The following is an 11,305-nucleotide window of genomic DNA, read 5'->3' as shown; positions in this document are numbered from 1 at the left end:
GGGCAGCAAGGGGGGACGGGGAGCCCACCTCATCACCCCGGGCGACTCGGCGAGGAGCCCGGCCCGTGCTCGGAGATGATCGGCGGGCGCCCGGGGTCAAGAGAATGGGCAGCAGGGGCACGGGGAGCCAACCCCTCACCCCGGCCAACGCCTGGGCCCCCCGGCGCACTGATCCACCCGACCGGGTGTCGGTGGCTGCGGATAGCCTCACTCGCATGTCCGCGACCGAATCGTCTCGCCGCACCGGGCCCTTCCGGGTGGGCGACCAAGTGCAGCTCACCGATCCCAAGGGGCGCCACCACACCATCACCCTCGAGGAGGGCAAGGAGTTCCACACCCACAAGGGATCGTTCAACCACGACCAGCTGATCGGCGCGCCCGAGGGGTCGGTCGTGGTGTCGACCGGCTCGACGGCGTACCTCGCGCTGCGGCCGCTGCTGTCGGACTACGTGCTGTCCATGCCGCGCGGCGCGGCGGTCGTGTACCCCAAGGACGCGGCCCAGATCGTGGCCATGGCCGACATCTTCCCGGGCGCGCGGGTGGTCGAGGCCGGCGTCGGCTCCGGCGCGCTGTCGATGTCGCTGCTGCGGGCCGTCGGCGAGCACGGCATGGTGCACTCGTACGAGCGGCGGGCCGACTTCGCGAAGATCGCCGCTGAGAACGTCGAGCGGTTCTTCGGCGGTGCCCACCCGGCCTGGCGGGTGACCGTCGGCGACCTCGTGGCAGAGCTCGACGACACCGAGGTCGACCGCGTCGTGCTCGACATGCTGGCCCCCTGGGAGTGCGTCGACGCCGCCGGCAAGGTGCTGGTGCCCGGCGGGGTGCTGTGCTGCTACGTCGCCACCACCACCCAGCTGTCGCGCACGGTCGAGACCATCCGCGAGAGCCACCAGTTCACCGAGCCGGTGTCCTGGGAGTCCATGGTGCGCACCTGGCACGTCGAGGGCCTCGCGGTGCGCCCCGACCACCGGATGATCGGCCACACCGGGTTCCTGGTGACGGCGCGCCGCATGGCCCCGGGGGTCACCCCGCCGCTGCGCCGCCGTCGCCCCGCGCCGGGTGCCACCGCCGATGCCACCGCCGATGCCGCTGCCGGCACGGCTCGCGACGCGGGTGGAACCGAGGGTGGAGCGGGAGAGTTGGGGTAAGCAGAAATCCACGCGCGGCGGCACCGGAAGTCAACATCTGGTCACTAGCTGATCTCCTGCATGGCGTTCCGGCCCGGCGACTGTAAGGTCTGGCTATAGACGACCCCCTTACGAGGAGGTGCGAGATGGCGTCGTATGACGATGGTTTCGATCATGGCCGTCGCGGCCCCGGACGCGAGCCGTCCGACATGGCCGGCGAAGTGGCCTTCCTCGAAGCCCGACTGGCATCGGTGAACGCCCAGAACGAGCGGCTGGCGGCCACCCTTCGAGAAGCACGCGACCAGATCGTGGCGCTCAAGGAGGAGATCGACCGGCTGGCGCAGCCGCCGTCCGGTTTCGGCACGTACCTCTCCAAGTACGACGACGGCACCGTCGACGTCTTCACCGGCGGGCGCAAGCTCCGCGTCGCGGTCAGCCCCGACGTCGATTTCGACGAGCTCCGCCCGGGCCAGGAGGTCATGCTCAACGAGGCCCTCAACGTCGTGCGGGCGCTCGAGTACGAGCAGGTCGGCGAGGTCGTCATGCTCAAGGAGCTGCTCGCCGACGGCGAGCGCGCCCTGGTCATCGGCCACACCGACGAAGAGCGCGTGGTGCGCATCGCGTCGCCGCTGCAGGACGCCGGCATGCGGGTCGGCGACTCCCTGCTGCTCGAGCCGCGCGCCGGGTTCGTCTACGAGCGCGTCCCGAAGTCCGAGGTCGAGGAGCTCATCCTCGAAGAGGTTCCGGACATCGACTACTCCGACATCGGCGGCCTGTCCCGGCAGATCGACCAGATCCGCGACGCCGTCGAGCTGCCGTTCCTGCACGCCGACCTGTTCCGCGAGCACGAGCTGCGCCCGCCCAAGGGTGTCCTGCTCTACGGCCCGCCCGGGTGCGGCAAGACGCTCATCGCCAAGGCCGTCGCCAACTCGCTGGCCAAGCAGATCGCGAAGCTCAAGGGCATCTCCGAGCACAAGTCCTACTTCCTCAACATCAAGGGTCCCGAGCTGCTGAACAAGTACGTCGGCGAGACCGAGCGGCACATCCGCCTGGTCTTCCAGCGGGCCCGCGAGAAGGCCAGCGAGGGCACGCCGGTCATCGTGTTCTTCGACGAGATGGACTCCCTGTTCCGCACCCGCGGGTCGGGCGTCTCGTCCGACGTCGAGAACACCATCGTCCCGCAGCTGCTGAGCGAGATCGACGGCGTCGAGAGCCTCGAGAACGTCATCGTCATCGGCGCCTCGAACCGCGAGGACATGATCGACCCGGCCATCCTGCGGCCCGGCCGCCTGGACGTGAAGATCAAGATCGAGCGGCCCGACGCCGAGGCGGCCCGCGACATCTTCAGCAAGTACCTCACGACCACCCTGCCGCTGCACGCCGACGACCTCGCCGAGCACGGCGGCGACGCCGCGGCCACCACCTCGGCCATGATCCAGCGGTCGGTCGAGAAGATGTACTCCGAGACCGAGGAGAACCGCTTCCTCGAGGTCACCTACGCCAACGGCGACAAAGAGGTCCTGTACTTCCGCGACTTCAACTCCGGCGCGATGATCCAGAACATCGTCGACCGCGCGAAGAAGATGGCGATCAAGGACCTCCTCGAGACCGGCTCCAAGGGCCTGCGCGTGCAGCACCTGCTCACCGCGTGCTTCGACGAGTTCAAGGAGAACGAAGACCTCCCCAACACCACCAACCCCGACGACTGGGCCCGCATCTCCGGCAAGAAGGGCGAGCGCATCGTCTACATCCGCACGCTCATCTCCGGCAAGCAGGGCACCGAGGCCGGCCGCTCCATCGACACCGTGGCCAACACCGGCCAGTACCTCTGATCTCAGAGGCCGCCGAGGCGCCGTTCCGCGATCGCGCGGGGCGGCGCCTCCGCCGTTCCGGGCGACTCCGGGCCCACGTAGGGTTCCAGGCATGACCGAGCGGACCATCGGCTGGGGCGTCGTCGCCACCGGCGCCATCGCCCACAACGTCGCCGGCGACCTCCGGCAGCTCGAGAACAGCCGGCTCGCCGCGGTGAGCTCACGCCTGCTGGACCGCGCCGGGACGTTCGCCCGCGAGTTCGGCGACGCCGCCACGACCGCCTACGACGACGTCCGCGCCCTGGTCGACGACCCCGCCGTCGACGTCGTCTACGTCGCCACCCCGCACGCCCAGCACGCCCCCGTCGTCGAGCAGGCCCTCGACGCGGGCAAGGCGGTGCTGTGCGAGAAGGCGTTCACGACGTCGCTGGCCGACACGGCGCGGCTGGCCGAGCTGGCCCGCGAGCGCGGCGTGTTCTGCATGGAGGCCATGTGGACGCGGTTCAACCCGCTCATCGTCCGGCTGCGGCAGCTGGTGGCCGACGGCGCCATCGGCGACGTCCGCGCGGTGACGGCCGACCTGGGCTTCGTCGCTCCTGCCGACCGCACCGACCGGCTCTGGGACCCCGCGCTGGGCGGCGGCGTGCTGCTCGACGTCGGCATCTACCCGGTGGCGTTCGCGCAGATGCTCCTGGGCGCGCCCACGGCGCTCACCGTCACCGGCACCCTCAACGAGCAGGGCGTCGACAGCGAGGCAGGGCTCTTCCTCACCTGGCCCGACGGCGTCCGCGCGCACCTCGACGTCTCGCTGATCTCGCCGATCCCCGGATCCGCGCTGGTCATGGGCACCACGGGGCGCATCGAGGTGCCGCCGCGGTTCCACGCCGCCACCACCATGCGGCTCGTGCACGCCCCGGGGCGCGGCATCGAGGAGTCGCAGACGTTCGAGTGGGAGAAGGAGGGCCGCGGCTACGTGCCCATGCTGCGCGCCGTCGCTCAGGCCGTCCGCGACGGACGCACCGAGTGCCCGGAGATGCCGCTCGCCCACACCGTCGAGATCGCCGACATCCTCGACCAGGCGCTGGCCGGGCTGGGTGTCCGGTATCCGGAGCCGGCGCCGGTCGTGTCGCTGCGCTGAGCCATGGCCGGGTTGCGGGTCGAGCCGCTCACCGAGGCGCTGTGGCCGGCGTTCGAGGACCTCATCGCAGGCGGCGGGGGACCGGCGGCCCGGTGCTGGTGCATGGCCTGGCGGATCGGGCCCGCGTACCGCGGCCGTGAGCCCGCGGCGAACCACGACGACTTCCGGGCGGTGGTCACGGCCGGTCCGCCGCCGGGGTTGCTGGCCCTGACGGGGGACCGGGCGGTCGGCTGGTGCCAGGTGACGCCGCGCGGCGCCGTCCCGGCGCTGGACGGCCCGTGGCGGCTGCGGCGGGTCGACGACGTCCCCGTCTGGGCCATCAGCTGCTTCTACGTCCGCAAGAGCCACCGCCGTCAGGGCGTGGCGTCGGCGCTGGTCGCGGCCGCCGTCGGCCACGCCCGCGCCGCTGGGGCGCCCGCCGTCGAGGCCTACCCGCTCGACGGCGCCGTCTCGCCCAGCTCGACCAGCACCGGCTACGACTCCGCGTTCCGGCGGGCCGGGTTCACCGAGGTCGCGCGGCGCTCGCCCGAACGCCCGATCATGCGGCTGGTGCTGGCCTGACGGTCCGCCGGGCGTGGTCCGCGACGGTTGCTGCCGTAGGCTCGATGCATGAGTGCCCGGCGCATCATGGGAATCGAGACCGAATACGGCATCTCGGTGCCCAGCAACCCTGCCGCCAACTCCATGCTGGCGTCGTCGCAGGTGGTCAACGGCTACGCCGCGCAGCGCGCCCACGCGCGCCGGGCCCGCTGGGACTTCGAAGAGGAGAACCCGCTGCGCGACGCCCGCGGGTTCGAGCTCTCGCGCGGCGGCGCCGACCCCAGCCAGCTCACCGACGAGGAGATCGGGCTGGCCAACCTCATCCTCACCAACGGCGCCCGGCTCTACGTCGACCACGCCCACCCCGAGTACTCCTCGCCCGAGGTCACCTCGCCGCGCGACGCCGTCATCTGGGACAAGGCCGGCGAGGCCATCATGGGCGTCGCGGCCACCTGGGCCGGCCGGCTGCCCGGCGCGCAGCCCATCCAGCTGTACAAGAACAACACCGACAACAAGGGCGCCTCCTACGGCTGCCACGAGAACTACCTGATGAACCGCAGCACGCCGTTCGCCGACATCGTCCGCCACCTCATCCCGTTCTTCGTGTCGCGGCAGGTCGTCTGCGGCGCCGGCCGGGTCGGCATCGGCCAGGACGGCAGCGGGCACGGGTTCCAGCTCTCGCAGCGCGCCGACTACTTCGAGGTCGAGGTCGGCCTCGAGACCACCCTCAAGCGGCCCATCATCAACACCCGCGACGAGCCGCACGCCGACCCCGAGCGCTACCGCCGGCTGCACGTCATCATCGGCGACGCCAACCTCTCCGAGATCTCGACCTATCTCAAGCTCGGCACCACGGCGCTGGTCCTGGCCATGATCGAGGACGGCTTCCTCGGCGGCGACCTCGCGGTGTCGCGGCCGGTCGGCGCGCTGCACGAGGTCTCGCACGACCCCACGCTGTCGCACCTGGTCGAGCTCGCCGACGGCCGCAAGCTGACGGCCGTCCAGCTCCAGACCGAGTACGCCGAGCAGGCCCGCAAGTTCGTCGAGGACCGCTACGGCGCCGACGTCGACCCCGTCACGGCCGACGTCCTGGCCCGGTGGGAGGCCACGCTGCACGCGCTGGCCACCGACCCGATGTCGCTGTCGGACCAGCTGGACTGGGTGGCCAAGCTGTCGCTGCTGCAGCAGTACCGCGACCGCGACGGCATGGACTGGTCGCACCCGAAGCTGCACCTCATCGACCTGCAGTACGCCGACATCCGGCCCGAGCGCGGCCTGTACCGGCGGCTGGTCGCGAAGGGTCGCATGCAGCGCGTCGTCACCGACCAGCAGGTCGACGACGCCGTGCACTACCCGCCCGAGGACACCCGGGCCTACTTCCGCGGCCGCTGCCTCGACAAGTACGCCGAGTCCATCGCGGCGGCCTCGTGGGACTCCGTGATCTTCGACCTGCCCGGCCGCGAGGCGCTGCAGCGGGTGCCCACCCTCGACCCCACCCGCGGCACGAAGGCCCACGTCGGCGACCTGCTCGACCAGTGCGAGACCGCCGGCGACCTGGTCAGCCGCCTCACCTCCCGCTGACGTTCCGGCCCCTTCAATCCCATGATCATGGTCCCTGGCGGCGCCTGAGCGACCGCGGGCGACCATGATCAGCTCGTTCGGCCGGACCGCCGGCGGGGGTTGCGCTGTCGGCGTAAGTGGAAAATCTCTGCCCCGATCCGGTGTCCCCGGGCGGCACGATGTCACCACTCCTGGATAGGGTCGTTCTCAAGGCGACCAGGTGGAGGTTGGCGACATGGCGCGTGAGACAACCGGCGGTCACAAGCAGCCGCGGAAGAACGAGGACGTCGAGGACACCGCGGCGACCGAGTCGAGCGAAGAGCTCAAGGAGCGGCAGGACAAGATCGACGACGACGTCGACTCCATCCTCGACGAGATCGACGAGGTGCTGGAGGAGAACGCCGAGGACTTCGTCCGGTCGTTCGTGCAGAAGGGTGGAGAGTAAGTGGATGTGTCGCGCATCGGCAGCCTGCCGGCGGAGTTCCTGAACCCGGGGACGTCGTCGTTCACCGAGTTCCTGCGGCAGTACTCGCCCGAGCTGCTGCCGGGGAACCGCCTGCCGGCGGGCGCCGAGCTCGGCGGCCTCACGCCGCACGCCACCACACTGGTGGCCACGACATTCCCGGGCGGCGTGGTCATGGCCGGCGACCGGCGGGCCACCATGGGCAACATGATCGCCCAGCGCGACATCCAGAAGGTCTTCCAGGCCGACGAGTTCTCCGCGGTCGGCATGGCCGGCGCGGCCGGCCTGGGCCTCGAGCTGATCCGGTTGTTCCAGCTCGAGCTGGAACATTACGAGAAGATCGAGGGCACCGTGCTCTCCCTCGAGGGCAAGGCGAACCGGCTCTCGCACATGATCCGCGGCAACCTCGGCATGGCCATGCAGGGCCTGGCGGTGGTGCCGCTGTTCGCCGGCTACGACCAGGGCACAGGCCAGGGTCGCATCTTCTCCTACGACGTCACCGGCGGGCGGTACGAGGAGCACCAGTTCTTCTCCGTCGGCTCCGGCTCGATCTTCGCCCGCGGGGCGCTGAAGAAGCTGTACCGCGACGACCTCGTGGTCGACGACGCCATCGCGGTCACCGTCCAGGCGCTGTACGACGCCGCCGACGACGACTCCGCGACCGGCGGGCCCGACCTGCAGCGGCGCATCTACCCCATCGTGGCGGTGGTCGACGAGGCCGGCTACCGGCAGCGCGACGAGCAGGCGGTCGCCCAGATCGTCGAAGAGGTCGTCGCCGGCCGCAACACCCGGCCCGACGGCCCGGTCGCCCCGGTGCGCTGACCCGCAGCCCCCACTCACCACCACAGCCCGCAGGAGAGGACCAGTCGGTGTCGATGCAGTTCGGATACGTCTCGCCCGAGCAGATCATGAAGGACCGGGCCGACTACGCCCGCAAGGGCATCGCCCGCGGCCGGTCGGTCATCGTGATCCAGTACGCGGGTGGCATCCTGTTCGCCGCCGAGAGCCCGTCACCGTCGCTGCACAAGATCAGTGAGATCTACGACCGCATCGCGTTCGCCGCAGTCGGCAAGTACAACGAGTTCGAGAACCTGCGCCAGGCCGGCGTCCGGCTGGCCGACCTGCGCGGCTACTCCTACGACCGCGTCGATGTGTCCGGGCGGGCCCTGGCCAACGTCTACGCGCAGACCCTGGGCACCATCTTCACCCAGGACCCGAAGCCGTACGAGGTCGAGCTGGTGGTGGCCGAGGTCGGCCAGACGCTCGAGAACGACCAGATCTACCGCATCACCTACGACGGCTCGGTGGCCGCCGACAGCGGCTACTCCGTCATGGGCGGGGCCGCCGAGCAGGTCGGCCGCTACGTGGGCGAGCACTTCACGGCCGGTGCGTCGCTCGAGGGCTCGCTGCGGCTGGCCGTCGACGCCCTGGGCCGCGACACCGACGAGCCCCGGCAGCTGGCGCCGTCGTCGCTCGAGGTCGCCGTGCTCGATCGCGAGCGGCCCCGGCGCACGTTCCGGCGGCTCAGCGGGCCGGTCCTGGACTCGTTGCTCGACCGTGGCGGTTCCGAGACCTCCGCACCGGCCGGTCCCGAGGGTTCGGGCGACTAGGCTCGAAGCATGGACCGCCGCATCTTCGGACTCGAGAACGAGTACGGCGTCACGTGCACGTTCCGCGGGCAGCGGCGCCTGTCGCCCGACGAGGTCGCCCGCTACCTGTTCCGCCGGGTCGTCACCTGGGGCCGCAGCAGCAACGTGTTCCTGTCCAACGGGGCGCGCCTGTACCTCGACGTCGGCAGCCATCCCGAGTACGCCACGCCCGAGTGCGACAGCATCATCGACCTCGTCACGCACGACAAGGCGGGCGAGCGCGTCCTCGAAGGGCTGCTGGTCGACGCCGAGAAGCGGCTGGCCGAAGAGGGCATCGCCGGCGACGTCTACCTGTTCAAGAACAACACCGACTCCGCCGGCAACTCCTACGGCTGCCACGAGAACTACCTGGTCGGGCGGCACGGCGAGTTCTCCCGGCTGGCCGACGTCCTCATCCCGTTCCTGGTCACGCGGCAGATCATCTGCGGCGCCGGAAAGGTGCTGCAGACCCCGCGGGGCGCGGTGTTCGCCGTCAGCCAGCGGGCCGAGCACATCTGGGAGGGCGTCTCCAGCGCCACCACGCGCAGCCGCCCCATCATCAACACCCGCGACGAGCCGCACGCCGACGCCGAGCGCTACCGCCGGCTGCACGTCATCGTCGGCGACTCCAACATGAACGAGTGCACCACGCTGCTCAAGGTCGGCGCCACCGACCTGGTGCTGCGCATGATCGAGGCCGGCGTGGGGCTGCGCGACATGACGCTCGAGAACCCCATCCGGGCCATCCGCGAGATCAGCCACGACCTCACCGGCCGCCGCAAGGTCCGGCTGGCCGGGGGGCGCGAGGCGTCGGCGCTGGAGATCCAGGAGGAGTACTTCACCAAGGCCCGCGACTTCGTCGAGCGCCGCGAGCTGGCCACCCCGGCCATCCAGCGGGTGCTCGAGCTGTGGGAGCGGACCATCAAGGCCATCGACTCCGCCGACCTCTCGCTGGTCGAGGGCGAGATCGACTGGGTCACGAAGTACCGGCTCATCGAGCGCTACCGCGCCAAGCACAACATGACGCTCACGCACCCGCGGGTGGCCCAGCTCGACCTCGCCTACCACGACATCCACCGCGGCCGCGGCCTGTACTACCTGCTCGAGAAGCGCGGGCAGGTGCGGCGCGTGGCCCGCGACGTCGAGATCTTCGAGGCCAAGTCCGTGCCGCCGCAGACCACGCGGGCGAAGCTGCGCGGCGAGTTCATCAAGCGAGCCCAGGAGCGCCGCCGCGACTTCACCGTCGACTGGGTGCATCTCAAGCTCAACGACCAGGCGCAGCGGACGGTGCTGTGCAAGGACCCGTTCCGCTCGGTGGACGAGAGGGTGGCCCGGCTCATCGAGGGCATGTGAGCGTAAGCTTCCTGCCGCAGCCCGTTCAGGTACTTCTCAGGTGCAGCGCCTAGGCTTGCCGTTTCGAACGGAACTCCAGACAGCCCGCGAAGAGATGAAGGACTAGTTCACCGTGCGCAGAAGACAGGCTCTGGCCGCTCTGATCGTGTCGTCCGCACTGGCGCTCTCCGCTTGCGGCGGCGACGACGGCGACACCACCGCGTCGACCGATCTGGGCGTCGAGGTCTCCGGCGCGCCGGGCGAGAAGCCGACGCTCACCATCCCCGACGAGGACCCGCCCTCGGATCTGCAGGTCGAGGTGCTCGACGAGGGCGACGGCCGCGAGGTCGGCGAGACCGACGTCGTCGTCGCGAACTACCTGGGCCAGACCTGGGCCCCGCGGCCACCGGCCGAAGAGGCCCCCATGGAGCCGCCGGCCGAGGGCGAGGCCCCGCCGGAGGGCGAGACCCCGCCCCCCGCCGAGACCGAGGCTCCTGCCGAGACCGAGCCGCCCGCCGAGGGCGACGTCGGCGGCACCAGCACACCCGAGGACGAGGCGACCGACGACGCGACGGACGACTCCGGCTCCGGTGAGGACTCCGGCGAGGCCGAGCCCTATGTCTTCGACAACTCCTACGACCGCGGCGCGGCCGCCAGCTTCTCGCTGGACCAGGTCATCGAGGGCTGGAAGGAGGGCCTGGCGGGGCAGACCGTCGGCTCCCGCGTCCTGATGTCGATCCCGCCGGAGCAGGGCTACGGCGCCCAAGAGGGCCACGACCTGCAGAACGACACGCTGGTCTTCGTGGTCGAGATCGTCGACTCCATCGACCCCGCCGCGCACGCGTCCGGTGAGCCCGTCACCGACGTGCCCGAGGGCCTGCCCGCCGTCACCGACGGCGAAGAGGGCGCCGCGCCGACGCTCGACTTCGAGGGCGCGACCCCGCCCGAGACGTCCGACTCCACCCTCGTCATCACCGGCGACGGCGACGAGGTCGGCGAGAACCTCGTGGTCAACATGGTCCAGGCGTCCTATCCCGACGGCGCCGACGTCATCACCACGTGGGACGAGGGCCAGGCGCCCCTGACCCTGGCCGCCGAGCAGCTGGCCGGCATCCCCGGTCTGGCCGACGCGCTCACCGGCGCCACGGTCGGCAGCCGCGTCGTCAGCCGCATCTCGGCCGCCGACAACGCCGCGGCCGACGGCACCGCCGGCACGCCGCTCGTCCTGGTCATCGACGTCATCGGGAGCTACTGATGAGCCTGCAACGCCCCGAGATCGACTTCGTCGGCGGCGAGGCTCCGGCCGACCTGCAGATCACCGACCTCACCGTCGGCGACGGCGACGAGGCCACCCCGGGCGCGACCGTCCTCGTCCACTACGTGGGCGTCGAGTTCGAGTCCGGCGAGGAGTTCGACGCGTCGTGGAACCGCGGCGCGGCCATCGAGTTCCCGTTGCAGGGCCTGATCAAGGGCTGGCAGGACGGCATCCCCGGCATGCGCGTGGGCGGACGCCGTCAGCTCGTCGTCCCGCCGGCGCAGGCCTACGGCCCGGCCGGTGGCGGCCACCGGCTGTCCGGCAAGACGCTGATCTTCGTCATCGACCTGCTCGCCGTGAAGTAGCCGCGCCCGCACAGCGCCGAGGACTCCCGTCACCCCGCCCGGGGTGGCGGGAGTCCTCGCGTTCGCGGCAACCTTTCCGGTCAGGG

General features: G+C 71.0%; 11 protein-coding genes. All 11 read left to right on the top strand.

The features are described from left to right. Positions 1-215: 215 nt before the first annotated feature. The 11 genes from E1212_RS09655 to E1212_RS09605 all read left to right on the top strand — a co-directional run bounded on the left by E1212_RS09655 (position 216) and on the right by E1212_RS09605 (position 11,219). Entirely contained in the window at positions 216-1,148 is a 933-nt protein-coding gene (locus E1212_RS09655) for a tRNA (adenine-N1)-methyltransferase (RefSeq protein ID WP_131981712.1), read from the top strand. A gap of 125 nt (positions 1,149-1,273) precedes the next feature. Then, on the top strand, positions 1,274-2,959 hold the full coding sequence (gene arc / locus E1212_RS09650) for a proteasome ATPase (RefSeq protein WP_131981710.1): 1,686 nt from the start codon (positions 1,274-1,276) through the stop codon (positions 2,957-2,959). Between the two features lie 91 nt (positions 2,960-3,050). After that, positions 3,051-4,076, top strand: coding sequence for a Gfo/Idh/MocA family protein (locus tag E1212_RS09645; protein WP_131981708.1), 1,026 nt, complete (start codon positions 3,051-3,053; stop codon positions 4,074-4,076). 3 nt (positions 4,077-4,079) lie between these two features. Continuing rightward, on the top strand, positions 4,080-4,637 hold the full coding sequence (locus E1212_RS09640) for a GNAT family N-acetyltransferase (protein WP_203416706.1): 558 nt from the start codon (positions 4,080-4,082) through the stop codon (positions 4,635-4,637). 48 nt (positions 4,638-4,685) lie between these two features. After that, entirely contained in the window at positions 4,686-6,197 is a 1,512-nt protein-coding gene (gene dop / locus E1212_RS09635; protein ID WP_131981706.1) for a depupylase/deamidase Dop, read from the top strand. A 214-nt stretch (positions 6,198-6,411) separates the two neighbouring features. Then, positions 6,412-6,621: a ubiquitin-like protein Pup gene (locus E1212_RS09630; protein ID WP_131981704.1), complete on the top strand. Its 210-nt coding sequence runs from the start codon at positions 6,412-6,414 to the stop codon at positions 6,619-6,621. After that, positions 6,622-7,461: a proteasome subunit beta gene (gene prcB / locus E1212_RS09625; RefSeq protein WP_131981702.1), complete on the top strand. Its 840-nt coding sequence runs from the start codon at positions 6,622-6,624 to the stop codon at positions 7,459-7,461. Between the two features lie 53 nt (positions 7,462-7,514). Continuing rightward, the gene (gene prcA, locus E1212_RS09620) at positions 7,515-8,249 is read left to right on the top strand and encodes a proteasome subunit alpha (RefSeq protein ID WP_238992296.1); all 735 of its coding nucleotides are present in this window, start codon (positions 7,515-7,517) and stop codon (positions 8,247-8,249) included. A 9-nt stretch (positions 8,250-8,258) separates the two neighbouring features. Next, the gene (gene pafA, locus E1212_RS09615) at positions 8,259-9,620 is read left to right on the top strand and encodes a Pup--protein ligase (RefSeq protein ID WP_131981698.1); all 1,362 of its coding nucleotides are present in this window, start codon (positions 8,259-8,261) and stop codon (positions 9,618-9,620) included. A 112-nt stretch (positions 9,621-9,732) separates the two neighbouring features. Further along, positions 9,733-10,854: an FKBP-type peptidyl-prolyl cis-trans isomerase gene (locus tag E1212_RS09610; RefSeq protein WP_238992292.1), complete on the top strand. Its 1,122-nt coding sequence runs from the start codon at positions 9,733-9,735 to the stop codon at positions 10,852-10,854. Next, positions 10,854-11,219: an FKBP-type peptidyl-prolyl cis-trans isomerase gene (locus E1212_RS09605; RefSeq protein ID WP_131981696.1), complete on the top strand. Its 366-nt coding sequence runs from the start codon at positions 10,854-10,856 to the stop codon at positions 11,217-11,219. Before E1212_RS09610 ends, E1212_RS09605 begins: the two co-directional genes overlap by 1 nt. Positions 11,220-11,305 lie beyond the last annotated feature (86 nt).

The organism is Jiangella ureilytica (genome assembly GCF_004348545.1).
Lineage (GTDB): Bacteria > Actinomycetota > Actinomycetes > Jiangellales > Jiangellaceae > Jiangella > Jiangella ureilytica.
The sequence above is the reverse complement of the archived record's forward strand: the minus strand, read 5'-3'. Positions and strand labels throughout refer to the sequence as shown.